The sequence below is a fragment of the Amycolatopsis sp. NPDC104819 genome (assembly GCF_055583145.1).
In genome coordinates this window covers 140,622-162,985 of the sequence record NZ_JBVJON010000015.1, presented here as the reverse complement: position 1 = coordinate 162,985, position 22,364 = coordinate 140,622, and the positions used below count along the sequence as shown (strand labels likewise).

General features: G+C 73.7%; 28 protein-coding genes and 1 pseudogene. 17 read left to right on the top strand and 12 right to left on the bottom strand.

Annotation, left to right across the window (positions count from 1 at the left end; all coding sequences use genetic code 11):
* Positions 1-3: 3 nt before the first annotated feature.
* Positions 4-915 carry a PfkB family carbohydrate kinase gene (locus ACZ63E_RS37930; RefSeq protein WP_465341156.1) on the bottom strand — a complete coding sequence of 304 codons (912 nt, stop codon included), beginning with the start codon at positions 913-915 and terminating at the stop codon, positions 4-6.
* A 243-nt stretch (positions 916-1,158) separates the two neighbouring features.
* Here ACZ63E_RS37930 and ACZ63E_RS37925 point away from each other — a divergent pair, with 243 nt between their 5' ends.
* A complete protein-coding gene (locus ACZ63E_RS37925; RefSeq protein ID WP_465341155.1) occupies positions 1,159-1,554 on the top strand; it encodes an STAS domain-containing protein in 396 nt (131 codons plus the stop codon).
* A 1-nt stretch (position 1,555) separates the two neighbouring features.
* On the opposite strand, the gene ACZ63E_RS37920 is transcribed toward ACZ63E_RS37925, so the two are convergent.
* Positions 1,556-1,777, bottom strand: coding sequence for a hypothetical protein (locus tag ACZ63E_RS37920; RefSeq protein ID WP_465341154.1), 222 nt, complete (start codon positions 1,775-1,777; stop codon positions 1,556-1,558).
* Between the two features lie 87 nt (positions 1,778-1,864).
* On the opposite strand from ACZ63E_RS37920, the gene ligD (ACZ63E_RS37915) reads away from it, so the two are divergent.
* The 5 genes from ligD (ACZ63E_RS37915) to ACZ63E_RS37895 all read left to right on the top strand — a co-directional run bounded on the left by ligD (ACZ63E_RS37915) (position 1,865) and on the right by ACZ63E_RS37895 (position 5,495).
* Complete coding sequence (gene ligD / locus ACZ63E_RS37915) at positions 1,865-2,785, top strand: non-homologous end-joining DNA ligase (RefSeq protein ID WP_465341153.1); 921 nt, start codon at positions 1,865-1,867, stop codon at positions 2,783-2,785.
* 418 nt (positions 2,786-3,203) lie between these two features.
* Entirely contained in the window at positions 3,204-3,623 is a 420-nt protein-coding gene (locus tag ACZ63E_RS37910; protein ID WP_465312122.1) for a DUF6292 family protein, read from the top strand.
* A 49-nt stretch (positions 3,624-3,672) separates the two neighbouring features.
* Complete coding sequence (gene ligD, locus ACZ63E_RS37905) at positions 3,673-4,647, top strand: non-homologous end-joining DNA ligase (protein WP_465341152.1); 975 nt, start codon at positions 3,673-3,675, stop codon at positions 4,645-4,647.
* Complete coding sequence (locus ACZ63E_RS37900) at positions 4,644-4,853, top strand: hypothetical protein (RefSeq protein ID WP_465341151.1); 210 nt, start codon at positions 4,644-4,646, stop codon at positions 4,851-4,853. The genes ligD (ACZ63E_RS37905) and ACZ63E_RS37900 overlap by 4 nt, the downstream gene beginning before the upstream one ends.
* A 303-nt stretch (positions 4,854-5,156) precedes the next feature.
* Positions 5,157-5,495, top strand: a complete 339-nt coding sequence (locus ACZ63E_RS37895) for a DoxX family protein (RefSeq protein WP_465341150.1) — start codon at positions 5,157-5,159, stop codon at positions 5,493-5,495.
* Here ACZ63E_RS37895 and ACZ63E_RS37890 read toward each other — a convergent pair.
* Positions 5,456-6,319, bottom strand: a complete 864-nt coding sequence (locus ACZ63E_RS37890) for an alpha/beta fold hydrolase (RefSeq protein WP_465341149.1) — start codon at positions 6,317-6,319, stop codon at positions 5,456-5,458. The two genes, ACZ63E_RS37895 and ACZ63E_RS37890, sit on opposite strands and share 40 nt — an antisense overlap.
* Before the next feature lie 93 nt (positions 6,320-6,412).
* Entirely contained in the window at positions 6,413-7,435 is a 1,023-nt protein-coding gene (locus tag ACZ63E_RS37885) for an alpha/beta hydrolase-fold protein (RefSeq protein WP_465312117.1), read from the bottom strand.
* A gap of 131 nt (positions 7,436-7,566) precedes the next feature.
* Here ACZ63E_RS37885 and ACZ63E_RS37880 point away from each other — a divergent pair, with 131 nt between their 5' ends.
* From ACZ63E_RS37880 to ACZ63E_RS37870, 3 genes are read left to right on the top strand one after another with little or no spacing between them, the layout of a single operon-like run.
* Positions 7,567-8,238 carry a hypothetical protein gene (locus tag ACZ63E_RS37880; RefSeq protein ID WP_465341148.1) on the top strand — a complete coding sequence of 224 codons (672 nt, stop codon included), beginning with the start codon at positions 7,567-7,569 and terminating at the stop codon, positions 8,236-8,238.
* Positions 8,238-8,783 (top strand): DUF6529 family protein, encoded by a 546-nt coding sequence (locus tag ACZ63E_RS37875; protein ID WP_465341147.1) that lies wholly within the window; start codon positions 8,238-8,240, stop codon positions 8,781-8,783. Before ACZ63E_RS37880 ends, ACZ63E_RS37875 begins: the two co-directional genes overlap by 1 nt.
* Positions 8,784-8,796: 13 nt before the next feature.
* Complete coding sequence (locus tag ACZ63E_RS37870) at positions 8,797-9,219, top strand: Rieske (2Fe-2S) protein (protein ID WP_465341146.1); 423 nt, start codon at positions 8,797-8,799, stop codon at positions 9,217-9,219.
* Here ACZ63E_RS37870 and ACZ63E_RS37865 read toward each other — a convergent pair.
* On the bottom strand, positions 9,216-10,769 hold the full coding sequence (locus tag ACZ63E_RS37865) for a hypothetical protein (RefSeq protein ID WP_465341145.1): 1,554 nt from the start codon (positions 10,767-10,769) through the stop codon (positions 9,216-9,218). The genes ACZ63E_RS37870 and ACZ63E_RS37865 overlap by 4 nt on opposite strands.
* Before the next feature lie 95 nt (positions 10,770-10,864).
* On the opposite strand from ACZ63E_RS37865, the gene ACZ63E_RS37860 reads away from it, so the two are divergent.
* Positions 10,865-11,323 (top strand): DUF3291 domain-containing protein, encoded by a 459-nt coding sequence (locus tag ACZ63E_RS37860; RefSeq protein ID WP_465341144.1) that lies wholly within the window; start codon positions 10,865-10,867, stop codon positions 11,321-11,323.
* 41 nt (positions 11,324-11,364) lie between these two features.
* Positions 11,365-12,282, top strand: a complete 918-nt coding sequence (locus ACZ63E_RS37855) for a DUF3800 domain-containing protein (protein WP_465341143.1) — start codon at positions 11,365-11,367, stop codon at positions 12,280-12,282.
* Here ACZ63E_RS37855 and ACZ63E_RS37850 read toward each other — a convergent pair.
* Complete coding sequence (locus ACZ63E_RS37850) at positions 12,272-13,714, bottom strand: serine/threonine-protein kinase (protein ID WP_465341142.1); 1,443 nt, start codon at positions 13,712-13,714, stop codon at positions 12,272-12,274. The genes ACZ63E_RS37855 and ACZ63E_RS37850 overlap by 11 nt on opposite strands.
* 42 nt (positions 13,715-13,756) lie before the next feature.
* Entirely contained in the window at positions 13,757-14,224 is a 468-nt protein-coding gene (locus ACZ63E_RS37845) for a CAP domain-containing protein (protein WP_465341140.1), read from the bottom strand.
* 222 nt (positions 14,225-14,446) lie between these two features.
* Between ACZ63E_RS37845 and ACZ63E_RS37840 the strand changes: the two genes are divergently transcribed.
* The gene (locus tag ACZ63E_RS37840; protein ID WP_465341139.1) at positions 14,447-15,343 is read left to right on the top strand and encodes an NAD-dependent protein deacetylase; all 897 of its coding nucleotides are present in this window, start codon (positions 14,447-14,449) and stop codon (positions 15,341-15,343) included.
* 10 nt (positions 15,344-15,353) lie between these two features.
* Here the strand turns inward: ACZ63E_RS37840 and ACZ63E_RS37835 are convergent.
* The 3 genes and pseudogenes from ACZ63E_RS37835 to ACZ63E_RS37825 form a co-directional block, all read right to left on the bottom strand.
* Positions 15,354-15,884: pseudogene (locus ACZ63E_RS37835) on the bottom strand (TIGR03086 family metal-binding protein); the annotation flags it as partial.
* 161 nt (positions 15,885-16,045) lie between these two features.
* Positions 16,046-16,501 carry a group II truncated hemoglobin gene (locus tag ACZ63E_RS37830; RefSeq protein ID WP_465341138.1) on the bottom strand — a complete coding sequence of 152 codons (456 nt, stop codon included), beginning with the start codon at positions 16,499-16,501 and terminating at the stop codon, positions 16,046-16,048.
* Between the two features lie 40 nt (positions 16,502-16,541).
* Positions 16,542-17,495 carry an NAD(P)/FAD-dependent oxidoreductase gene (locus ACZ63E_RS37825; RefSeq protein ID WP_465341137.1) on the bottom strand — a complete coding sequence of 318 codons (954 nt, stop codon included), beginning with the start codon at positions 17,493-17,495 and terminating at the stop codon, positions 16,542-16,544.
* A gap of 77 nt (positions 17,496-17,572) precedes the next feature.
* On the opposite strand from ACZ63E_RS37825, the gene ACZ63E_RS37820 reads away from it, so the two are divergent.
* On the top strand, positions 17,573-18,157 hold the full coding sequence (locus ACZ63E_RS37820) for a helix-turn-helix domain-containing protein (RefSeq protein WP_465341136.1): 585 nt from the start codon (positions 17,573-17,575) through the stop codon (positions 18,155-18,157).
* Here the strand turns inward: ACZ63E_RS37820 and ACZ63E_RS37815 are convergent.
* Entirely contained in the window at positions 18,102-18,662 is a 561-nt protein-coding gene (locus ACZ63E_RS37815) for a GNAT family N-acetyltransferase (protein WP_465341135.1), read from the bottom strand. The genes ACZ63E_RS37820 and ACZ63E_RS37815 overlap by 56 nt on opposite strands.
* A gap of 18 nt (positions 18,663-18,680) precedes the next feature.
* On the opposite strand from ACZ63E_RS37815, the gene ACZ63E_RS37810 reads away from it, so the two are divergent.
* Together ACZ63E_RS37810 and ACZ63E_RS37805 are read left to right on the top strand one after the other, a co-directional pair.
* Positions 18,681-19,244 (top strand): helix-turn-helix domain-containing protein, encoded by a 564-nt coding sequence (locus tag ACZ63E_RS37810; protein ID WP_465341134.1) that lies wholly within the window; start codon positions 18,681-18,683, stop codon positions 19,242-19,244.
* Between the two features lie 213 nt (positions 19,245-19,457).
* On the top strand, positions 19,458-19,772 hold the full coding sequence (locus ACZ63E_RS37805; protein ID WP_465341133.1) for a GTP-binding protein: 315 nt from the start codon (positions 19,458-19,460) through the stop codon (positions 19,770-19,772).
* A 286-nt stretch (positions 19,773-20,058) separates the two neighbouring features.
* On the opposite strand, the gene ACZ63E_RS37800 is transcribed toward ACZ63E_RS37805, so the two are convergent.
* On the bottom strand, positions 20,059-20,274 hold the full coding sequence (locus tag ACZ63E_RS37800; protein WP_465313954.1) for a hypothetical protein: 216 nt from the start codon (positions 20,272-20,274) through the stop codon (positions 20,059-20,061).
* Positions 20,275-20,414: 140 nt separating this feature from the next.
* On the opposite strand from ACZ63E_RS37800, the gene ACZ63E_RS37795 reads away from it, so the two are divergent.
* Both ACZ63E_RS37795 and dmpG read left to right on the top strand, forming a co-directional pair.
* Positions 20,415-21,314, top strand: coding sequence for an acetaldehyde dehydrogenase (acetylating) (locus ACZ63E_RS37795; protein ID WP_465341132.1), 900 nt, complete (start codon positions 20,415-20,417; stop codon positions 21,312-21,314).
* Positions 21,311-22,336, top strand: coding sequence for a 4-hydroxy-2-oxovalerate aldolase (gene dmpG / locus ACZ63E_RS37790; protein WP_465341131.1), 1,026 nt, complete (start codon positions 21,311-21,313; stop codon positions 22,334-22,336). Before ACZ63E_RS37795 ends, dmpG begins: the two co-directional genes overlap by 4 nt.
* Positions 22,337-22,364 lie beyond the last annotated feature (28 nt).

Sequence of the window (22,364 nt, the reverse complement as noted above, 5' to 3'; positions counted from 1 at the left end):
GGTTCACGCGTGGACGACTTCCAGCCCCTGCGGCTGCAGCCGGTCGAGGTCGGGCCGGGTCAGCCGGGGCCGTCCGCCCGCGTGCTCGGTGGTCGCCGCCGCCGCGGCCACCGCCAGGCACGCCGCCGTCTCCAGCGGCCGCCGGCGGGTGAGCGCCGCCGTCAGCGTCGCGACCAGGGCGTCCCCCGCGCCGGTCGGGTCGACCACCTCGGTCTCGACGTCCGGGAGGAACCACGTGCCCTCGGGCCCGGCGAACAGGGTGCCCTGCCCGGTCACCTCGAGCACCACGAGCGACGGCCCGCGCCGGCGGAGTTCGGTGGCCGCGCGGGCCGCCGTGGCGACGTCGGCCAAGGGCTCGCCGGCGAGCAGTTCGGCGTCGTGCCCGTCGGCACGCACGACGTCGGCCAGCGCCAGCAGCTCGGGGGTCAGGGCCTCCGGCGCGCCGTCCAGCACGACCCGGGTGCCCGCCCGGCGCGCCAGCCGGGCCGCCAGCAGCGCCGCCGGGGCGGGCTGGCGCAGCTGGACGATCAGCGAGGCCGCGGCCGAGATCGGCGCGGACGCGGCGAAGACGTCGGTCTCGGTGACGAGCGTGCCGTCCGGGACGTGCTCGCAGTGGCGGCGGCGGCCCTGGTCGTCGACCACGTCGACCAGCCGCGCGGTCTCGGTGCCGGGCCGGCGGACGACGTGGGTCGTCCCGATCCGGTCGGCCCGGGCCTGGGCGCGCAGCGTGTCCCCGGCGGGGTCGTCGCCGACCACGCTGACCAGGGACACCGACGTCCCGAGCTGGCGCAGAGCGACGGCCTGGTGGGCGCCTCTCCCGCCGAGCGTCGCCTGTCCGTGCTCGACCGGCGCGTCCGCGGCCGGGAGCACGAGGTCGCAGGCCACCTGGCCGACAACGACCACTTCGCTGTACATCATCGGCACCGCCGGTCGGTCATGACGCCTCCTCGGTTCCCCGGTTCGGTTACCCGGAGCGACGCGAGGCGCAAACCGCACGATCGGGGGGCTCGTTTTTCTTCGAGGGTGCCGAGTTTCCCGGATCGTGGGAGGCCCGGAGAAAGCGGGCGTTTCCCGCGCGGGACTTTGGGTATCAAGACCCCGTCCTTGATCACCTCGCTGCGACGCCGGCCCGCCCGGCGCGGAAGGCCTGACGACCCCGTGTCCCCCACCTCCCCGGTCCCGGCCCGGTCCGCGCCGCTCGCGGCGCGCCGGACGGAGTACCGCCCCGGTTTCCTCGTGCTGACCCTCACCGGCGAGATCGACGCCCTGACCCTGCCGATCCTGGACCGCGAGCTGCGGGCGGCGCCACCGGGCACCACGGTGGTGGACCTGACGAAGGTGGCGTTCGTCGGCCTGGCCGGCGCCCGGGCGCTGGCGGCGGCCGCGGAACGGGCCGGCAGCGAGGGACGCCGGTTCGGCGTCGTGGCGAACAGCCGCACCCTCGCCCGGCTGTTCCGGATCACCGGCCTGGCCGCGGTGGTCCCGATGTTCGCGTCGCTCTCGGACGCGCTGCGGGAGCTGCTCTCGGCCGGGATCCAGGACGCGGCCAGCTGACCTACTTGCGGCGGCCGAGCGCCTTGGCGCGGTCGTGCGCCCAGCCGGCGAGCACAACGCCGATCGCCGTCGCCACGACGTAGCACACCAGCGTGCCCGCGAAACCGGCGTCGAGCCAGCCGAGCAGGCCGAGGTGCTCGTGGTCGATCAGCAGCCGGATGACGCCCTGTGCGCCGATGACGGTCAGCACCGCTCCCACGATCTGCAGCACGTCGAACTTCACCGTGGTCCCCTCTCGTTGGTAATACGACTGCATCATAACCACGAGTGACCGGTGTGCTCCACCGCCGGGGGCGGTAGCGTGTGCGGTGTGGCGGGGAGCCGGATCACGGTGCAGGTGGGCGAGCGGCAGCTGACGCTCTCGAACCTCGAAAAGGTGCTCTACCCGCGGCACGGGTTCACCAAGGGCGAGGTCCTCGACTACTACACGCGCATCGCGCCGCTGATGCTGCCGCACATCCGCGACCGGGCGATGACGTTCGTGCGGTTCCCGGACGGCGTCACCGGCAGCTCGTTCTTCGAGAAGAACGTCTCCCGGCACGCGCCGGACTGGGTCCGGACCGCGAGCCTCGCCGTCGGCGGCCGCGGCAAGGACCCCGAGATCATCGAGTACCCGCTGATCAACGACCTGCCCGAGCTGGTGTGGGCGGCCAACCTCGCCGCGCTCGAGCTGCACGTCCACCAGTGGACGGTCGAGGACGGCGACGAGCGGAGCACCCCGGACCGGCTGGTGTTCGACCTCGACCCGGGGCCGGGGGCGACCGTGGTCGACTGCTGCCGCGTCGCCGAGCAGCTCTACGAGGTGCTCACCGAAGACGGGTTCACGCCGGTCGCGAAGACCAGTGGCTCCAAGGGGATGCAGCTGTACGCGGGTGTCGTCACGACCGACGGCGCGGAGACGTCGCAGTACGCCAGGGCGCTGGCCGAGCGGCTGGCCGCGGAGACGCCGGACCGCGTCGTCGCCCGCATGACGAAAACCCTGCGGCCGGGCAAGGTTTTCATCGACTGGAGCCAGAACAACCCCTTCAAGACCACCGTGGCGCCGTACTCCCTGCGCGGGCGCGACGAGCCGACGGTGTCGACCCCGGTGACGTGGGACGAGGTCCGCGCCTGCCGGCACGTGACGCACCTGCGGTTCACCGCCGACGAGGTCCTCGCGCGCGTCGACGAGCTGGGCGACCTCTTCGCCGATCTGGAGCGCACGCGCGTCCCGATTCCTGCGTTCGGCTGAATTTCGGAAACCGCAATTCCGTGGTGAATCCCGGCCGGTTCCCGGCGCGGCGCCCGCGGTTTCCGGGCGAATTGCCGGGGCGGGGTCGGGACCAGGCGGTTTGATCGTCCTCAGTGGACTGTTGCACGTGCAGACGGCGCGTGCCGGTGCACGGCTCGTCGCTGGACGATCTTTCCGTTGTGCGGCAAGCTGGACGAAGTGGGTACGGTCTACGCGTAAACCGTCAGGACGGGTCTCCGATCGCCGCAAGCTGTTCACGCTCACCGCGTTCGCCGGTGAGCGGCGCACGGCCGCCGCGGTGGCCGGAGACATTGTTCTCGCGACGGTAGCCATTCTTGTCGAATGCGCGCTCGGCCGATCCTGCTCCTCCGGCCGGCAGGGCGCGCGGCCGGCGTTCCGGTGCGAAGAAAGGAAACGGGTGTCCGGCCTGATCGACACCGATCTCGAGTTCTGGTTCCAGCGCGGCCTGCGCGCCTACCTCGGCGAGGTGGCCAGGGCGCTCGGCTTCGGCCTCGAGTCCTGCACCGTGGACGTCGACGTCCCGGTGTCGGCCTACCTCGCGGTCGACTGGCGGCTGCGCCGGTTCCCCGACCGCGACGTGGCGCTGCTGTGGGACGAGGTGCACGGCTGGGCGGTCGCGGTCGAGGCGGCGTGCGGCGAGGAGATGATCGTGCTGGCCTACCTCGGCGGGGCCGACATCCTGCCGCCGCCGCGGGTGATCGTGCGGTTCCTGGCCGCGCTGCGCGCCGGGGACCTCGCGCCGGACGGGCCGGGTTCGCCGGTGCTGCGCCGCGCCGGGAGCCACCAGGAGCTCTTGCCGCTGCTGCCCGCCGGGTGACGCGCGGCCGCCGATCCTCCACACTGGACGTCGAGCGCGGAGGTGGGGGATGGGGACGATCCCGGCGGCGGTGGCCGCGATGCTGGCCGTCGACGGGCCGCTGCCCGACGACGACCGCCACGGGTACGAGTGGAAGTGGGACGGCTTCCGCGGCTGCGCCCGGGTCGCCGACACCGGCGAGGCCCGGATCACCAGCCGCAGCGGCAGTGACCACACGCACCGCTACCCCGAGCTGCGGGACGTGTTCGGGGCGGCGCTCGGCGGCCAGGCGGCGGTGCTCGACGGCGAGGTCGTCGCGCTCAACGAGGCCGGGCGCCCGGAGTTCGTGCTCATGCAGCGCCGCGCCATGCACCCGCCGACGCCGGAGCTGCAGGCCGAGGTCCCGGTCGTCTACTTCGCCTTCGACGTGCTGCGGATCGGGAACGAGTCCTTGCTGGAGCTCCCGTACGAGCAGCGGCGCGAGCTGCTCGCCGAGCTGGTCCGGCCCGCCGATGGCCGCCTCGTCGTGCCGCCCTGGTACTGCCGGGCCGACATCTCACCGGACCAGCTGCTGGCGACGGCCGCCGAGCACGGCATCGAAGGCGTCGTCGCGAAGCGCCTCGACGCGCCGTACCTGCCCGGCGCGCGCTCACCCCTGTGGACAAAACACGCGTTGAGGCAGACGTGCGAAGTGGTCGTCGGCGGCTGGCGCGCCGGCGAAGGCCGCCGCGCGGGCACGTTCGGCGCGCTCCTGCTCGGCGCGTTCGACGACGCCGGCGAGCTGGTGTACCTCGGCGACGTCGGCACGGGGTTCACCGACGAGGCGCTCGACCACCTCAGCGACGCGCTGGCGCCGCTGGTCCGCACCGCGAGCCCGTTCGCGACCGAGCTGCCGCGCGACCGGGCACTGGGGGCGAAGTGGGTGGAGCCGTCACTGGTCGGCGAGGTGGTTTACCGCCGGATCACGCCGGACCGCCGGTTGCGGCACACGGCGTGGCGAGGGCTGCGGCCCGACCGGACGCCGGACGAGGTGCGCGTCCCGTGAGCTCGCCGGTGCTGAGCGCCGCGCCGTGCGGCCGCCGGATGTTCGCGGGCGCCGACGAACGGGCGGGCACCTCAACGGTGTGCACCACGGTCAAGGCCGGCGACCGGCCCGAAGCCCTCGGTCTGCGGGCCGGGATCCCGCCTGGCGGCTACCGCTGGCGCTGGTGCCGGGGCGAACGTGACCGGCGAGCCGTTGCGATGTCGTGAATGACTCATTCACCTCGTCAGAGGTCATGAATGAGTCATTCATGACCCTTCCCGGGCCGCTACCGCGACCTCCGGTGTGGTGTACCTGGCCGTCCGCGCTGCGAGCCGACCGGCGAATCCGACTTCGCCGGAACCCTCGGGACGAGCCCTGGTTCCGGGGCGAGGTCGACCTCGGCGAAACGGTGCTCCGGCTGACGCTGTGACCGCTGTCACGAGAAGAGCTGTCACATCGGTCCCGACCTCGGAGTCGAGGGGGTGACGGCGCCGGAACCCCCGGCGCCCGCGATCTCCTGAGGAGCTCCGATGTCGACCGCATACCTGATCGTCACCCTCGTCGCCGCCGCACTGGCCGGGTTCTCCGCCGTCTCGGTGTTCACCCGCGCGAAATGGGTCGTCGAGCCGATCACCTCCTACGGCGTGCCGGAGGCGTGGTGGCCGTGGCTCGGCACCGCGAAGGCGGCCGGCGCGGCCGGGCTGGTCGCCGGCCTGTTCGTGCCGCCGATCGGCGTCGCCGCGGCGATCGGCCTGGTGCTGTACTTCCTCGGCGCCCTCGTCACCGTCGCCCGCGCCCGGTCGTACGGGCACCTGGCGTTCCCGGTGATCTACCTGGCGCCGGTGGTCGCTTCGCTCGCGCTGCTGTGACCGGCGAGCCAGGTGAGGGCGCCGGCGGCGTGGTCCAGCACGGAGATGTGCCCGTCGCCGGCGGTGGCCCGGAACTCCGCGTCCGGGCAGGCGCCGGCGAGCCACGCGCTGTGCGTCGCCGGGATCATCCGGTCCGCTTCGCCGTGCAGCAGCAGGACCGGCGCGGTGATCGCGGCCGGGTCGCCACCCCAGGGCGTGACGTAGGCGAGGTCGTCGTCGATCAGGCCGTCCGGCCCGCCGGCGAGCGCGGGCTGGACGACCTCGTCCAGCCACGACCAGGAACCCTTGAGCGCGGCGAAGTCGGCCTCGGTGAAGACGTCCGGATCGAACTCACTGGCGGCCTCGTGCTTTTCCTTGGCCGAGCGTCCTTCGGCGGCGGCGCCGAGCGAAGCGGCACTGGCGGCGGCCATCCCCCCGAACCAGTCGAGCCCCTCGGCGTCGAAGGGCGCGACGGCGGCCAGGCTCGCAACGGCGATAACGCGATCCGGCAGCAGCGCGGCACAGGCGAGAGCGTGCGAGCTGCCCCCGGAATGCCCCATGACGGCGAACTTCCCGACGCCCAGCGCATCGGCGACGGCGGTCGCCCACCCGGCGGCGTCCCCGACGGTCCGCCCGGGCGCGGGGGTGGAGGTGCCGTAGGCGGGCCGGTCGTAGGAGATCCACCGAACCCCGAGCCGCTCGCCGAGCGGCAGCAACGGCCCGGGCGGCGCGCCGAGGTTGGGCGTGCCGTGGTGCCAGAGCACGGTGAGCCGCGCCGGGCCGCCGCTGTCGTAGACGTGCAGGGTGGCTCCGCCGGGCAGCGCGACGTCGGTCTCGGTCACCATGCGGCCGAGCCTAGCGGCTGTACGAAAACCGGGGCTGCGAATGATCCACCTGATCGGCAACGGCCTCAGGCTGACCGACGACGGCGGCCCGGCTCAGCGGGCCAGCCGCTCCGCCAACCAAGCCAGCGACAGCGGATACCGGTAGTCGATCCCCCCATGCCCCGCATCGAACAGCTCGAACCGCACCCGCTCCTCCGGCAGGCCGACCTCCGCCACCGCGTTCCGGAACGCCTCCGCGCCCAGGTCGAGGTACCACTCGTCGCTCGTGCCCGCGTCGATCCACACCGCGCGCAGTGAACGGATCGCCTCCGCGTGGTCCGGCGCCATCCGGACCGGGTCCCAGTCCAGCCAGCGCTGCCACACCGCGGGCCGCAGCGCGCCGGTCGCCGGGTCGAACGGCAGCTCCGGGGTGCCGTCTTCGGTGGCCGAGAAACACGCCGCGACGCCGTACAGCATCAGGAGGTTTGAGTCCTCGGGCTTGGTGAACGCCGTGCGGCTGCGGAAGTCCGCCCACCACGCCTCGACGTCCTGGTCGTACTCGCGCAGCGCGCGGACCGCCTTGCCGAAGTCCGGGACGTAACACATCTCGTACAGCGCGTCGCCCGCGTGCGTGGCCAGCGCGCCGAACAGGTCGGGGCGCAGCATCGGCGTGATCATCGCGCCGAAGCCGCCCGACGACTTGCCCGTGATCGCGCGGGACTCGCGGTCGGGCAGCGTGCGGTAGTGCTCGTCGACCCAGGGCACGATCTCGTCGCAGAGGTACGAGTGGTAGCGGCCGGTGCCCGGCGAGTCGACGAACTGCGAGCCGCCGTACGCGGTCCAGGCGTCCACGTACACGACGACGCAGCCGGGGGTGCCGCCGGCGAAGAGCGCGTCGGCCGTCTCGACGAACGGCTGCCGGAACGGCGTCCGGTTGGCCCACATCGACAGGTGCCCGGTGTACCCCTGGATGACGTACACCGCGGGGTAGCGCTGGTCGCCGTCGTCGTACCCCGGTGGCACGTACACCCACAGCGGACGCTCGTGCGGGTCGCCGAGCGGATTGTCGCGCAACAGCGCGGAGTCGACGGTGTGCCGGTCGAGCCGGCCGGCGAGGTCGCCGTCCCAGGGCAGCATGCGCCCAGTCAACCACGGCTCACCGGTTGCAGAGGCTAAGCGATACCTCTTTTCCACGCGTAGCGTTGAGCCGTTCCGCCCCGACCCTCGTGTTACGAGCACGGTGGTGGGTAGGGAGAAGCGGGGAGATCATGGAACATCCGGGGCCGTTGTTCACCTTGCTCGCCGGTGTGGTGCTCGCCGGCGGGATCGGGATCGCCAACCTGGCGACGGGGACGGGCGTGGCGCCGGTCGCCGGCGCCGCGAGCGCGGCCGGCGCCGCGAGCACGACGGCCGCGCCGCCGCCGAAGACGTCCGAAGCGCCGAAGCAGGAAGCAGCGCCCGCGCGAGCGGACTACGCCGGCCGCGTCACCGGCGGCGGCGCGTCGGTCGCCGTGTCGGTGCGCGACGGGCACGCCATCGCCTACCTCTGCGACGGCAAGAAGGTCGAAGCCTGGCTCCAGGGGGTGACGGTCGGCGGGAAGCTCGACCTCAAGGGCGCCAAGAACGCCAGCCTGACGGGCAGTTTCGACACGGCCGCGGTCACCGGCACGGTGACGGCGGCCGGCAAGACCTGGCAGTTCTCCGCGCCCCCGGCGAAGAAACCCGCGGGCCTCTACCGCGCGACGCCGAAGGTGAAGGGCAAGACGGGCAAGGTCGGCTGGATCGTGCAGCCCGACGGCAGCCAGGTCGGCATCCTCACGACGGACGAGGACTCGACGCCGGCGCCCGCGCTCGACCCGGCCGCCGCCACGGCGACCGTCGACGGCGCGCCCGTGTCGGCCGAAGCCGTCAGCGGCCTGGCCGGGAACGGGGACTTCTGATGACCACGGCGGGCAACCGCGCCGCGGTGGTGCTCCTGGTCTCGCTGGCCGTCGGCGCCGTCGTCTCGGTGGTGCTCGGTGTCTACGGCAGCCTGCACACGCCGACCGGGGTCGCGATCAACGTCGCCGGCTTCTCCAGCCCGCAGTCGGTGAAGGCGTGGCTCGCCACGGTCGTCGTCGTGCTGGCGCTCGTGCAGCTGGTTTCGGCGCTGGCGATGTACGGCAAGCTCGGCCGCACCACCCCCGCGTGGGTCGCGCCGGTGCACCGCTGGTCGGGGCGGCTGGCCTTCCTCGTGTCGATCCCGGTGGCGCTGCACTGCCTCTACGCGCTCGGGTTCCAGTCGTTCGACACGCGGGTCCTGCTGCATTCGCTGCTGGGCTGTTTCTTCTACGGCGTGTTCGTCGCGAAGATGCTGCTGCTGCGCAAGGACGGCGCCCCCGGGTGGTCGCTGCCGGTGGTCGGCGGCCTGGTCTTCACCGCGCTGGTCGGGCTGTGGCTGAGCGCGTCGCTGTGGTTCTTCACCCAATTCGGCTTGACCTTCTAGGCGGAGGACGACCTTGCGCGACGACAACACGGACCCGGTGCTGGCGCGCCGGACGGCCCTCGCGGTCCTGGGCGCCGGCCTGGCCGCCGGGTGCAGCACCTACGGCGGCACCTCGGCCTCGACGTCCGCCGCGCCGGCGCCCGTGGCCGGCACCGCGCTCGGCGACGCCGCCGACGTGCCGGTCGGCGGGGGCAAGGTGTTCGCCGCGCAGCAGGTGGTGGTCACGCAGCCGGCGGCCGGCACCTTCGCGGCCTTCTCCGTGGTCTGCACCCACCAGGGCTGCGCGGTCGACGCCGTCGCCGACGGCACCATCAACTGCCCGTGCCACGGCAGCAAGTTCGCCATCGCCGACGGCTCGGTGGCGAACGGCCCGGCGTCGCAGCCGCTGGAGAAGAAGAAGGTCACCGTCACCGGCGGCAAGATCACCCTGGGCTAGGTGTAGGCCTTGGCGACGGTCGCCGCGTCGATCGTCCACAAGGGACTCGACGTGTCCGGTTCACCGTGCAGGAAGGTCTTGCCGTCGGTGCAGGCGAACCGGGCGCCCGGCGGCGCGTTCCCGGTGACGGCGGCGCACTCCAGGCCGCCTTCCAGCGTGAGCAGGAACGGATCGGCAGTGCCACCGGGCTCCGGGGGCGACGGCAGCGCGCCGGTGTAGGTCAGCAGCACGGCCTTGCTCGCCGACGTCGGGCAGAGCACCTGCGGCCGGGCGCCGGTCCCGGCGAAACAGGGGTCGTAGGTCTTGTCGCGGGTCGAACAGCGGTAGGCGTCGTGGCGGCCGGACACCGCGGACACCGCGGCGCAGGTCCCGGTCACCCGCAGCGCCGTCGTGACGCGGGTGCCGGTCCACGGCCGGTAGTCGACGTTCTGCGTGAACCGCGCCGAGCGGCTCGTGGTCACCGGGATCTCGACGGCGGCCCCGGCGAGCGCGTCGGCGAACCCGCCGGTCACCGGCCCCATCCCGGCGGCGAGGAGCCGCCGCACGACACCGCCGCCGTCCGGGTGGCACGGTTCGAGCGCGGTCCACACCTCGGCCGCGACGGCGTCGAGCGGCCGGCCCGCGGAGTAGCGGGCGGCGGCGGTGTCGGCGGCGCAGGTCAGCACTCCGGACGCGGGTTCGGGCCCGGTGGCCAGGCCGAACAGCGCGGCTACGCGGTGCGCAGCCGTGGCGAGCGCCGTCCCGAGCGCGGGGCCGGGCTCGGCCGTGCCGCGGACGCTCGCCGGCAGCCGGCCGAACGGCACGTCGTAGGTCACGCCGGAACCGGGCCAGAGCAGCTCCCGCTGGCGTGGCCGGCCGAGCAGCTGCACGGCGGACGTGCTCGCGGCCGCGGTCCGGGCGCTCGGCTCGGGCCAGCCCGCCGGCACCTCGAGCCGGTAGGGCACCCGCGCGTTCGAGGTCAGGGTGACACTCGCGCGGCCACCGGCGGCGGTTACACACGCCTGCACTGGTGCCTGGGGATCCGCCACGCCGATCCCGACGGTCACCCCGGCGGAGCTCGCGGCCCGCCCCGCGCAGTCCGGTCGCGGCGCCGGGTCCGGCACCCCACTGCGGCCCAGCGCCGCGAGGTCGAGCAGCCCGCCCCAGAAGGCGCCCGGCCGGTCCAGCTCGGCGACGATGCCCCCGGCGTCGTACCCGGCGGGCACGAGCCGGGAGCCGTTCGCGGTGACGAGCACGGGCACGAACCCCGGCGGCGGCGCGGCGACGAGCGGGATCCGCACTCGCGGCCTGCCGCCCTCGAAGGCCACTTCTACGCCGCTGCCGACGCGGCGGGTCATCGGCGTCTCGGCACCCGGCTCCGGCGCCGGGCCCGCCGACAGGCGCGTGCCCGCCGGCGCGACGACCTCGACGCCGCCGACGGTGAGCGTCCCGCCTGCCACGGCCGACCGGCCGGAAAGCCGTTGGTGGACCAGGACTCCCGCGCCACCCAGCAGCAGCACGGCCACGGCCACCACGAGCGCGCGCCGGGCCCGTGTGTCGTTCGCGGCCATCACGCCTCCCGAAACCCCTGTGCCTCCCCAGTCCGCGGGGGGCTCATGGTCGTTAGCCGGTGTGGCCCAACCGTGACCGGACCTACGCTGTCCCGGTGGCCGAACTCGCCCAGGTCAATGTCGCGGTGCCGCGGGCGCCGCTGGACGACCCCGTCATGGCCGGATTCGTGACGGTGTTCGACGCCGTCGCCCGGCTCGCCGAGGCCGCGCCCGGGTTCGTCTGGCGGCTCGGCGCGGGTTCGGGGCATCCGATCGTCACCGCGGGCGACACCGAACTGGTCGTCAACGTGTCGGTGTGGCGGGACTACCGGAGCCTGCACGAGTTCGTCTACCACGGCGCGCACGGGCAGGCCCTGCTGCGCCGCCGCCGGTGGTTCGGCCGCACGCGGCAGCCGTCGACGGCGCTGTGGTGGGTCTCGGACGGCGGCCGGCCGGACGTCGCGCAGGCGCTGGCACGGCTGCGGTTCCTGCAGGACCACGGGCCGTCGCCGCAGGCCTTCTCGCTGCTGCGGCAGTTCACCGTGGACGGACGGCCGCTGCGCCCGGGCCGGTAAGCCGGTCGCCACCGGCGGGCCGGTCTGGCACCATCGGACCGGTGAGCCCGGTCGAGATCGCCTGCGACGAGTCGGGCTCCGAGGGCGAAAACCTCCTCGGCGGCGAGACCGACGTCTTTGCCCACGCCGGGGTGCGGCTGACGCCGGCGGAGGCCGCCGCGTGCGTGCGGGAGATCCGCCGCCGCATCGGCTCGCCGGCCGAGGAGTACAAGGCCAACCACCTGCTCCGCGCCAAGCACCGCGCGGTCCTCGAGTGGCTGCTCGACCCGGCCGGCCCGTTAGCCGGCCGCGGGCACGTGCACCTGACCGACAAGACGCTCTTCGCCGTGCGGGCCGCCGTCACGCTGCTGGCCGAGGACGGCACGGACACGGTGGCGCGCACGCTGTACCGCGCCGGCCCGGCCGCTTTCGGCGCCGCCCGCTGGGAATTCTTCCTGACCGCGTTCACGAGTGTGCTGCGGCTGAAGCCGCGCCGCGGGCCGACGGCGTCACCGGCGGAGTTCTTCGCCCTGGTCGAGGAGCTCGCCGCGATCCCCGGCGAGGCCGGCGAGATCGTCGCGCGGTTCCGCGGGGGCGGTGCGCGCGTGGCCGCCTACCGCGCCCGGCTGGCGAGCGACCCGGGGCTCGTGCCGGTGCTGGACCCGCTGGTGCCCGCGGTGGTCCACACCGTCCGCCACTGGAGCGCCGGCGGCACGCCGGTCGCGCTGGTGCACGACGAACAGCTCGCCCTCACCCCGGAGCGCGTGCTGCAGCTCAAGGCCGGGCTCGGGCACCGGCTGGCCGGCGTCCGGTTCGTCGACTCCCGCTCGGACGCCCGGGTCCAGGTCGCGGACTTCCTCGCCGGGGTCGCCCGCCGGATCGCCTCCGACGCGCTGAACGGCCGCGAGGACCCGACGTTGACCGGCCTGCTGCGGTCCTTTGTGGACCGTGAGTCGGTCTGGGCCGCGGTCAGCAGCTGACCACCTGCGCCGGCGAAGACGTGTTGTCGAGCCGTTTGACGTACGCGGCTCCGGTTCGTCGCGCGCACGCGGCTTCCTTGCTGCCGAACGGCCCGGCGTACACCGCGTAGACGTCGGCACCGTCGAGCCGTTGCCGCAGCGAGCCGCAGCCGGTGGTCGGCGCGTGCAGGTACCCCGAACCGGGGTTCGTGGTCAGCAACTGCTGGACGTCGGCGCGGTAGCGGGCCGGGGTGACGGCCGAGCCGAGCACAACGACGAACGAGCCGTCGCACGCCGGGGTGCTCATCGCCGTCGCGAGCCCGAGGTCCGCGCTGCTCACGACGCTGGTGGCGACGGTCGTCCGGGTGGTCGTGACCGGCGCGGCGGTCACCGGCGGCGCGGGCGCCGTCGACTTCGGCGAGGACGACGGGGCCGGGCTGGACGACGCCGCGGCCTGCGTCGAGGTCTCGTGGAAGGTGAACCAGCCGACGACGGCGAGGAGCGCGGCCAGCGCGGCCGCGGCGACCAGCCACGGCGCCTTCGACCCGCGCCGGACCACCGTCGCCGGCGGCGTCTCGGGAGCCGAGCCGACCCGCGTCGCCTGCCGGGTCGGGGGAGCGGCGGCCGGGACCGGGCTGGTGCCGCCGAGCGCGGCGCGGGCGGCCTCGGCCAGCTCGGTCACACTGCCGAACCGCTCGGCCGGGTCCTTCGCCATGCCCCGCGCGATAACGTCGTCGAAGGCGGCAGGCAGGCCAGGACGCAGCCGGCTGGGCCGCGGCGGCGGCTGGTGCAGGTGCGCGCCGATCAGCGCCACGGCCGTCGACGCGGCGAAGGGCTTGCTGCCGGTCAGGCACTGGTGCAGCACGCAGGCCAGCGAGTAGACGTCGACGCGGTGGTCGGCCGGCGCGTCGGTGAACCGCTCGGGCGCCATGTAGTCGAGCGTGCCGACGGCGCCGCCGGTCGCGGTGAGCCCCGTCGCGGGCCCGGCCGCCCGAGCGATGCCGAAGTCGACGAGATAGGCGAACCCGGTCGCGCCGACGAGCACGTTCGACGGCTTGACGTCGCGGTGCACCAGCCCCTCGGCGTGCGCGGCGGCCAGCGCCTGCGCGACCTGCCCGACGACGTCGACCGCTTCCGCCGGGGTGAGCGCGCCGCCCGCGGCCAGCCGCCCGCCGAGGTCTTCGCCGTCGACCAGCCGCATGTCGAGGTAGAGCCGGCCGTCGATCTCCCCGTAGGCGTGGATCGGGATCACGTGCGGCTCGCGCAGCCGCGCCACCGCGTGCGCCTCCCGCCGGAACCGCTCCTGGAACTCCCGGTCCTCGGCGAACTCGGGCGCGAGCAGCTTGAGGGCGACAACGCGGTCGTGACGCGTGTCGTAGGCCCGCACGACCTCGCCCATGCCGCCGCGGGCGACCAGCGACTCCACGCGGTAGGGCCCGAACTGCCAGCTCACGCGTTTCCCTCCGTTGCCCGTGCGAAGGGAGGTTACCGGGCGCTATCCCTTCGGGGTGCCGAAGTCCTGCGTCCAGTACGCCCGGCGGCCCGAGTCGACGGTGTAGCCCACCCCCAGCTCGGTCAGCCGGCAGTCGAGGATGTTGGCCCGGTGCACCTTGCTGTTCATCCAGCTCTCCACGACCTGCTCGGGGGTGCGCTGGCCGGCGGCGATGTTCTCGGCCCAGCGCTGCCACCGGTACCCGGCGGCGGTGATCCGGGCCGACGGGTCGCCGCCGTCCCGGCCGGTGTGGCTGAAGTACCGGTAACGCGCCATGTCGGCGGTGTGCGCGTCGGCCGCGGCGGTGAGCAGCGGGTCGGCGGTGAGCGGCCCGCACCCGAACCGGACCCGCTGGGCGTTGGTCAGCTGCAGCACCTGCGTGGGGTAGGACCCCGCGGCGGACGCCGGCGGGGCCGGCACGAGCAGCGCCAGGACGGCGGCGGCACTCCCGGCCACGATTTCGCGGAACATGACGACCTCCTCTTCGACGGTTTTTCCGACACCGGGAAACTGCGCCGGTTGCCCGGGTGACCAAACGCGCCCGAGCGAAGGAAACCGCTGGTACGGAGCGTGCGAAGAGGCTGGGGAATTCACCGGGAATGGGCGCGGGATTCGCCGGGCGGGCGAATTTCGGGAACCGCCGGTGAACGCGGTGTCGCGGCACGTGCAGCCTCATGTGCGTACCCTGGCGTGGTGCGGACCCGACCCACCCTGACCTGGACGTCGGCGGAGGCGCCGCTGCCGCGGACGTCCAGCCTCGACGAAGTCACCGACGTCCTCGCGCGGCGCCGGGTGGCCGTGCTGAGCGGTGCCGGCCTGTCGACCGAGTCCGGGATCCCCGACTACCGCGGCGAGAGCGGCAGCCTGCGCCGGCACACGCCGATGACCTACGACGAGTTCGTCTCCAGCGCCGAGGGCAGGCAGCGGTACTGGGCGCGCAGCCACCTCGGCTGGCGCACGATCGCCCGCGCCGACCCGAACGACGGCCACCGCGCGGTCACGGCGTTGCGCGACGGCGGTTTTGTCTCCGGCGTGATCACGCAGAACGTCGACGGGCTGCACCAGGCGGCGGGCACCGCCGACGCGGTCGAGCTGCACGGCAGCCTGGACCGCGTGATCTGCCTGGCCTGCCGCCGCACGAGCCCCCGGGCGGAGCTGGACCGGCGGCTGCGGGCCGCGAACCCGGCCTTCGAGGGGACGGCCACCCGGATCAACCCGGACGGCGACGTCGAACTGCCCGAGGAGGTCGTCCGCCGGTTCACGCCGGTGCCGTGCACGGAATGCGCCGGGGTGCTCAAGCCGGACGTCGTGTTCTTCGGCGAGAACGTGCCGCGCCCGCGCGTCGAGCAGTGCTACCGGCTGGTCGACGACGCCGGCGCGTTGCTGGTGCTGGGTTCTTCGCTGACCGTGATGTCGGGCCTGCGGTTCGTCCGGCACGCGGCGGCCGCGGGCAAGCCGGTGGCGATCGTCAACCGCGGACAGACCCGCGGTGACCGGCACGCGTCGGTGCGGGTGGACCTGCCGCTGGGGCGGGCGCTGCCGGAACTGGCCGCACGGCTGGGCTGCGGGGGTCACGGCCGAAGCGCGTGAGCAGCCGGTCCTGCCGGGACGCGCCGGGTGCGGCGGGTGGCGGGTCGGCGAAGAACGCCGGGCCGAGCGCGAGCCCCGCGAAGATCGTGTCGAAGTCTTCGTCGATCCACGCGACCAGACCCGGATCGAGGGTGTCGTCGGCGCCGAGCGCCCGCGCCAGGTCCCAGGTGTGGACCGTGCTGTCGGTGGTCCGCACGGCCAGGGCCCGCCGCCCGGTCAGCTCGCCCAGCGGGTAGTCGACGACCCGGTCCAGCGCGCCCGGTTCGGCGAACGCCGCCGCGCACCCCCGCACCGACGCGGTGTACGCCGCGACCGGGTCGGTCCCGAGCGCGTCGACGTCGCGGACGGCCAGGAACTCTTCACGGCTGCTCCCGCGCAGGAGCGCGACGTAGTTGAGGTTGCCGCGGGTCATGTGGTTCACCAGCGCCCCGACGTTCCACTCGGAGCACGGCGTCGGAGCGCCCCAGCCGTCCGGCGCGACCGCCCGGAGGCGGTGCTCGAAACCCTCGGCGGCGAGGAGGTAGCGGTCCAGGAGCGTCATGGCCGCAGTCTGTCCGGGCGGGCGGTGGTGGTGCTCGCGGAAATCGGACGTCGTGGACGAGCCGGCCCCGGGCGGATCGGGGGGAAACCCGTCCGGGCCGGCTCTGCGACGGACCTCCACAGCCGGTCGTTGCTCACAAGACGCGCGTGCCCCTCACGTCGTTACAGTGCTTGCAGTCCGTCCCACGACCAGCGCGGCATCGCCAGCCCGGCGGGGACGTCACCGGCCGGGCCGGGGTAGGTGAGCACCTCGGCCACCGCCCACTCCATGTAGGCCCGCAGCGCGGCGCGGAACTCGGGGTCGGCGGGCAGACCGGCGTCGTCGGCGGCCTGCACGAAGCACGCCACGAACCGGCGGCCGAGGTCGCTCATGTCGCCGTTGCCGGCGTGCATCCGCAGCATCGCCGAGTGGTCGCTGTACTCGGCGGAGAACGTCGGCGGCCCGCCCAGCACCTCGGCCCAGTACCGCGCCAGCCGTTCGACGTGCCGCGGGTGCTGCCCGGGGTGCGAGAACGGGTGGTTCAGCTCGGGGTCGGCCAGGCAACGCTCGTGGTGGGCGGCGGCCAGCGCGAGGAACGCGGGGTCACCGCCGGCGAAGTCGTACAACGTCGGGCGCACCCGCCGAGCCTGGCACGCGCGCCCGCCGGACGCCAGGACGTCAGCGCGCCGCGGCGGCGGCGCGTTCCGCGGCCGGAGTGAAACCGCCGAACGCCTCGACCGCCTGCCGGACGTCTTCGGCGACGAGGTCGTGGTTCAGCGCGCCCGCGGCCGCCGCGCCCTGGGCCGCGGCGATGATCACGGTGGCCCGCGCGTCGACGACGTTCCCGGCCGCCCACACGCCCGGCACGCTGCTCTTGCCCATCGGGTCGACGGCGACGACGTCCTCTTCGGTGACGGCGCAGCCGAGCCCGCGCAGCACGTCGTCGTGCGGAACCGTCCGGGTCCGGACGAACAGCGCCGCCCGCGGCACGAACCGGCCGGCCAGCTCGAGCCCGGTGAGGTGCCCGTCTTTCCGCCGCAGGGCGGTCACGACGCCGTCGACGACCCGGATGCCCCGTGCGTCGAGCCGTTCGCGGTCCTCTTCGGACGGTGGCGCGGTGTGCGCGAAGTACATGACGTCCGGCGACCACTGGCGCACCAGCAGTGCGTGCTCGACGCTCGCGGGCTCGGTGCCGAGCACCCCGAGCGGCTGGTCGCGCACCTCGTAGCCGTGGCAGTACGGGCAGGTCACCGCGTCGGTGCCCCAGCTTTCGCGCAGGCCGGGCAGGTCCGGCAGGTCGTCGTGGACGCCGGTGGCGACCAGGACGCGCCGGGCCGTCAGCTCCCGGCCGCTCGCGAGCCGCGCGGTGAACCCGTCGTCGAGCCGGGTGACCTGGTCGTCGAGGAGGTCGACGCCGTACCCGGCGAGCTCCTCACGGCCGATCTTGAGCAGTTCGGACGGCGGGAGGCCGTCGCGGGAAAGGAAACCGTGCATGTGCGACGCGGGCGCGTTGCGGGGCGCACCGCCGTCGACGACCGCGACGCGCCTGCGCGCCCGGCCCAGCATCAGGGCGGCGCTGAGACCCGCCGCGCCGCCACCCACCACCAGGACGTCATAGTTGTTTTCGGTCATGCGGCCACCCTGCGCCCGGCGTCGCGGATCCGACAACAAATGTTGCCATTTCCGCAACGACGGCGTTTCCTGGGGGCATGACGGACGCGATCACCCAGGCCCTGGCCGAGGTCGGCCCCCGGCTCAAGCGGGTCCGCACCCAGCGGCGGGTCACGCTGGCGGACCTGTCGACGGCGACGGGCATTTCGAAGAGCACGCTGTCCCGGCTGGAGTCCGGGCAGCGGAAGCCGAGCCTGGAGCTGCTGCTGCCGATCGCCCAGGCCCACCAGGTTCCGCTGGACGAGCTGGTGGGCGCCCCGGAGGTCGGCGACCCGCGCGTCCGCCTGACCGCGCGCCGCATCCCGCGCCACAACGGCACGGCGATGACGGTGCTCCCGCTGACCCGCCAGCCGGGCGCGCCCCAGGCGTTCAAGATGATCCTCGAGCCGGACACGAGCGAGCCCGACCCGCAGGTGCACGAAGGGTACGAGTGGCTCTACGTCCTGTCGGGCCGCCTCCGCCTGGTGCTGGCCGACCGCGACATGACGCTCGGCCCGGGCGAGGCGGCGGAGTTCGACACGCGGCTCCCGCACTGGTTCGGCGCGGTCGACCGGCCGGCGGAGATCCTCAGCCTGTTCGGGAAGCAGGGGGAGCGCCTGCACCTGCGGGCGAAGTCGCGCTGACCGGCCACTGGCCGAGTTCGCGCTGCATCAGGACGGTGTCGAGCCAGCGGTCGTGCTTGAACCCGACGCGGCGCAGCACACCGGCGTCGGTGAACCCGGCCGCGCGGTGCAGGTTCCGCGACGCGGGGCTGCCGGAGTCGACTACCACGGCGACAGCCTGCCGCGCCCCGGCTTCACTGCAGTGCTTGAGCAGTTCGTCGAGCAGGCGCCGGCCGTGTCCGCGGCCGGTGGCGCCGGGCGCGAGGTAGATCGTCGTCTCCACCGAGAACCGGTACGCCGGTTTCGGCCGCCACGGCGTGGCCAGCGCGTACCCCAGGACGTCGGTTCCGTTCGCCAGCACGAGGAACGGCAGCTCGCTCGCCCGGATCGTCGCGCGCCACTGCGCCGGGGTCGGCGGGGTGGTCTCGAAGGTGACGACCGAGTCGGTGACGTACGGCGCGAAGACCGCCGCGATGCCCTCGGCGTCGGCCTCGGTCACCGGCCGTATTTCCTCTATAGTGGACATAATCTGTATTATAGAGGAATGATCGATCCCGTCGCCCTCGGCCGCCGCCTGCACGACCTGCGCGCCGACCGGGCGCTGGCGCTGAGCGCACTGGCGAAGGCGGCCGGGGTCAGCGTCAGCATGCTGTCGGCCATCGAACGCGGCGAGAAGACGCCGACGGTCGTGGTGCTGTCACGGATCGCGGACGGCCTCGGGCTGTCGCTTTCGCGGCTGCTGGCCGACCTCGAGGCCGACCGGGTGATCCTCCGCCGCGCGGCCGCGCAGGAGCACGTCGCCGAGCCGGGCGGCTGGCGCCGCACGGTGCTGACGCCGGTCGTCCCCGGCGTCAACTTCGAATGGATCCGCACGACGCTGCCGCCGCACGTCGACGCGGGCACGTTCCCCGCGTACGCCCCGGGTTCCCACGAGTTCGTCGCGGTCTCGGCGGGCACGCTGCACCTCGGTGTGGGATCGGAGGAGTACGTGCTGCACGCGGGGGATTCGGTCTACTTTCCCGCCGACGTAACGCATTCCTATGCCAACCGCGGTGACGACGCGTGCGAATACCACGTCGCCGCGCTCGTGATGCGGCCGCGCTCCTAGGAAGACCCGGTGCCACGGCGACCGCCGCCGTGGCGCTCTTCCCGGCATGTTCCTCGTGTCCGATCGCGCGACGCTCGCAGGCCTGTCCCTGCCGAGCGCCCGTTCGGCACGGCTGTTCCCGGTTGTGTCCACCGGCGCTCGAAGCTGACGCGCTCGCCCGGTTTCCGCGCATCCGACCACGGCAAGACCGCGCTCGCCGCGGCCATCACCAAGGTGCTCGCCGAGCAGGGCGGCGCCAACCACTACGTCGCCTTCGACCGGCGGATCGGGGTCGAGCACCTGGTGGTCGCGCTCAACAAGGCCGACCTCGCCGAGGACGAGGACCTACTCGACCTGGTCGAGCTCGAGGTCCGGGAGCTGCTGACCCGCTACGGGTTCGACGGCGACCGAGTCCCGGTGGTCCGCGTGTCCGGGCTGCGCGCGCTCGCGGGCGGAGGTGGTGGACTGAAGAGCGGGCCCGTCCCAGGGTTGGGGACGGGCCCGCTCCGGTTTTGCCGTTCGCCAGTTTTGCGCGCCCGGCGCTGCTAGCGTCGGCGAAGATGCGAATGTGCTGGTGTGGTCCGGTTCTGGCGGCCGCCTTGGTGGCGACGGCCTGCACGGGCGCGCGGTCGGGCAGCGGCCAGGTGGTACCGCCGACCACAACCACGCCGATCACGACCACCGCACCGGCCACAACGGACTCCCCGGTGGCGACGACAACCGCACCCGGGACGACCCAGACCCGCGCGCACACCCCCACGGCGACGACGAAGAAGCCGACCACTCCGCGCCGGAGCACCACGACCCGCCGTCGCCCCCGCTGAGCCGGGTCCGGTCAGCGGCCCCGCAGGTCCGGCCGCGCCAGCCCAACCCCGGCCAGCGCCATCAACACCACCGCCAGCACCGCCACGACCACAGCCAGCACCGGCACGTTCGCCGCCGTCGTCAGCGTGATGATGCTCGACACCAGCAGGAGCACGCCCGCCGCCAGGCTGAGCCAGCACAGCGGGGCCGTCCTCGGGATCACGTGCCAGTGGTTTCGTTCCGCCATCGGACCTCCTCGGTCGGTACGCGTCCAAGCTGCCCCGATCCCGAGTCGATCAAACCGGCGGGAAGCCCACGGTCGCCGACGTTCCGCTGGTCGGAACACCCCGCTGTCCCGACACCCGGCCGCGGTGCGACGGTCGGGGCATGGCTCCCGTGAAGGCGGCGATCGTCGGCCCCGGCAACATCGGCACCGATTTGCTGGCGAAGCTGCGACGCAGTGAGGTACTCGAAGTCGGTTACGTGGTCGGGGTGGTCGAGTCCGACGGGCTCGACCGCGCCCGCGCGCAGGGGATCGCGGCGTCCGCCGAGGGGGTCGACTGGCTGCTGCGCCAGGACCCCCTGCCGGAGCTGGTGTTCGAGGCGACGTCGGCGAAGGCCCACGCCGCGAACGCGCCGCGGTACGAGGAAGCCGGCATCCAGGCCATCGACCTGACCCCGGCGCACCTCGGCCCGATGGTGTGCCCGCCGGTGAACCTCGGCGCCCACCTCGACGCGCCCAACGTTTCGATGATCACCTGCGGTGGCCAGGCCACGATTCCCATGGTGCACGCGGTTTCCCGGGTGACGCCGGTGCCGTACGCGGAGATCGTCGCGTCGGTGGCGTCCCGCGGCGCGGGCCCCGGAACCCGCGCGAACATCGACGAGTTCACCCGCACGACGTCCGGCGCTGTCGCCGAAATCGGGGGCGCCGGCCGCGGCAAGGCGATCATCATCCTCAACCCGGTCGAACCGCCGATGATCATGCGAGACACGGTGTTCTGCGCGATCGGGCTCGACGCCGACCGCGACGCGATCACCGCGTCGATCCACGAAATGGCGGACGAAGTGCGGAAGTACGTGCCCGGCTACTCGCTCCGCGCCGATCCGCAGTTCGACGACGCGCGCGAGGTATGGGACGGCCACGCGCGGGTCGGGATCTTCCTCGAGGTCCGCGGCAACGGCGACTACCTGCCCGAGTACGCCGGGAACCTCGACATCATGACCGCCGCGGCCGCCCGTGTCGGCGAGCTGATGGCCCGCGCCAAGCAGGAGGTGCCGGCATGACCCGCCCGGAGCTGAAGCACGACGTCCGGATCGTCGACACGACCCTGCGCGACGGCAGCCACGCCATGGCGCACCGCTTCACCGAGCAGCAGGTGCGCGACACGGTGCGCGCGCTCGACCGCGCCGGCGTCGAGGTGATCGAGGTGACCCACGGCGACGGCCTCGGCGGCTCGTCGTTCACCTACGGGTTCTCCGCCGTCGACGAGCTGAAGCTGATCGCCGCGGCGCGCGAAGAAGCGACGCAGGCGAAGATCGCCGTGCTGCTCGTGCCGGGAATCGGCACCGCCGAAGACCTCCAGCGCGCGTTCGACGCGGGCGCCGAGATGGTCCGCGTGGCAACCCACTGCACCGAGGCCGACGTCTCACCGCAGCACTTCGGGCTCGCGCGGGAGCTGGGGATGGAGACGGCCGGGTTCCTCATGATGGCGCACCGGACACCGCCGGAGGACCTCGCGAAACAGGCCCGGATCATGGTCGACGCGGGCTGCCAGGCGGCGTACGTGACGGACTCCGCCGGCGCGCTGCTGATGCACGAAGCCCGCGAACGGTTCGAAGCGCTGGTCGCCGAAGTCGGCGACACGGCGTGGGTCGGCTACCACGGCCACCAGAACCTGAGCCTCGGCGTCGCGAACTCCGTGCTCGCCCACGAAGCCGGCGTCCGCTACATCGACGGGTCGCTCTGCGCGCTCGGCGCGGGAGCCGGGAACTCGCCGACCGAAGTCCTCGCGGCGGTGTTCGACCGGCTGGGGATCACGACCGGCCTCGACGTCGGCGCGCTGCTCGACGCGGCCGAGGAGGTCGTCCGCCCGTACCTGCGGCGCTGGCCGAAGATGGACCGCAACGCGATCGTGCAGGGCTGGGCCGGGGTCTACTCGAGCTTCCTGCTGCACGCCGAACGCGCGGCCGAGCGCTACGGCGTCCCGGCGCAGGCGATCCTCCGCCGCTGCGGTGAGCTCGCGCTGGTCGGCGGCCAGGAGGACATGATCATCGACGTCGCCGTGCAACTGGCTGCGGAGGGATGACAACCGTTCGCGGGGCTCGCGCGTGAAG

Excerpts from the sequence above, each read along its gene's own strand:
- ACZ63E_RS37825 (WP_465341137.1), bottom strand. The coding sequence starts at position 17,495 with ATGACCGAAAACAACTATGACGTCCTGGTGGTGGGTGGCGGCGCGGCG.
- ACZ63E_RS37895 (WP_465341150.1), top strand. The coding sequence starts at position 5,157 with ATGTCGACCGCATACCTGATCGTCACCCTCGTCGCCGCCGCACTGGCC.
- ACZ63E_RS37885 (WP_465312117.1), bottom strand. The coding sequence starts at position 7,435 with ATGCTGCCCTGGGACGGCGACCTCGCCGGCCGGCTCGACCGGCACACC.
- ACZ63E_RS37820 (WP_465341136.1), top strand. The coding sequence starts at position 17,573 with ATGACGGACGCGATCACCCAGGCCCTGGCCGAGGTCGGCCCCCGGCTC.
- ACZ63E_RS37845 (WP_465341140.1), bottom strand. The coding sequence starts at position 14,224 with ATGTTCCGCGAAATCGTGGCCGGGAGTGCCGCCGCCGTCCTGGCGCTG.
- ligD (WP_465341152.1), top strand. The coding sequence starts at position 3,673 with ATGGGGACGATCCCGGCGGCGGTGGCCGCGATGCTGGCCGTCGACGGG.
- ACZ63E_RS37810 (WP_465341134.1), top strand. The coding sequence starts at position 18,681 with ATGATCGATCCCGTCGCCCTCGGCCGCCGCCTGCACGACCTGCGCGCC.
- ACZ63E_RS37930 (WP_465341156.1), bottom strand. The coding sequence starts at position 915 with ATGTACAGCGAAGTGGTCGTTGTCGGCCAGGTGGCCTGCGACCTCGTG.
- ACZ63E_RS37795 (WP_465341132.1), top strand. The coding sequence starts at position 20,415 with ATGGCTCCCGTGAAGGCGGCGATCGTCGGCCCCGGCAACATCGGCACC.
- ACZ63E_RS37875 (WP_465341147.1), top strand. The coding sequence starts at position 8,238 with ATGACCACGGCGGGCAACCGCGCCGCGGTGGTGCTCCTGGTCTCGCTG.
- ACZ63E_RS37880 (WP_465341148.1), top strand. The coding sequence starts at position 7,567 with ATGGAACATCCGGGGCCGTTGTTCACCTTGCTCGCCGGTGTGGTGCTC.
- dmpG (WP_465341131.1), top strand. The coding sequence starts at position 21,311 with ATGACCCGCCCGGAGCTGAAGCACGACGTCCGGATCGTCGACACGACC.
- ACZ63E_RS37800 (WP_465313954.1), bottom strand. The coding sequence starts at position 20,274 with ATGGCGGAACGAAACCACTGGCACGTGATCCCGAGGACGGCCCCGCTG.
- ACZ63E_RS37865 (WP_465341145.1), bottom strand. The coding sequence starts at position 10,769 with ATGGCCGCGAACGACACACGGGCCCGGCGCGCGCTCGTGGTGGCCGTG.
- ACZ63E_RS37890 (WP_465341149.1), bottom strand. The coding sequence starts at position 6,319 with ATGGTGACCGAGACCGACGTCGCGCTGCCCGGCGGAGCCACCCTGCAC.
- ACZ63E_RS37815 (WP_465341135.1), bottom strand. The coding sequence starts at position 18,662 with ATGTCCACTATAGAGGAAATACGGCCGGTGACCGAGGCCGACGCCGAG.